The 540-nt window shown below is 36.5% G+C and carries 1 protein-coding gene; it reads left to right on the plus strand.

From position 1 onward, the window contains the following. The coding region (locus ACFIMU_RS08770; protein ID WP_375697042.1) for a hypothetical protein at positions 1-375 on the plus strand (375 nt) is incomplete at its 5' end. Positions 376-540 lie beyond the last annotated feature (165 nt).

A 540-nucleotide genomic window follows, 5' to 3' on the forward strand; every position in this document is an offset into this window, starting at 1 on the left:
AAACCAGTGTTTATAAATTCTGATGAAATTCTCTTAGTCATCTGCGAAAATGAAGAACAAAATCTCGCTAAATCTGGTCCTTTCTTAGAAGAAAAGGACATGATCAATTTTATCGACCAAACCGATAATGCTGTCCAAATTTTGCGCGTAGAACCAACGACTAATCGTTGCGAAGATATCTCTGAAGATATTGCCGAATTCTATCTTAAAGAATGTGAAGAGCAGTGTTTCAACGGAAACATTCCTCACGATTTTATTCTACACAGCACAGCATACGGTTTTTTTTTAGATGATATAAAACAGCGCGAATATGATGATGCAATGTATGGTTCTTACGAAAAACAACACCGTTTGCGTCCTTGTGATGTGCTTTAAAAGCTAAAGGCGTTTTTAAAAGACGCCACCTTTTCAAAAAATTCACCACACAATGCAATGCCGTTCTTTTGCAAGAACGACAAAGGCAGAATCTAACTTAAAGGAGTAAAACCATGGAAAAAAAATACGAAATGACTGATGAAACAATCGAAGTTGGGGGCAAAA

Source organism: Bartonella sp. AC70YNML, from assembly GCF_042196545.1.
Lineage (GTDB): Bacteria > Pseudomonadota > Alphaproteobacteria > Rhizobiales > Rhizobiaceae > Bartonella.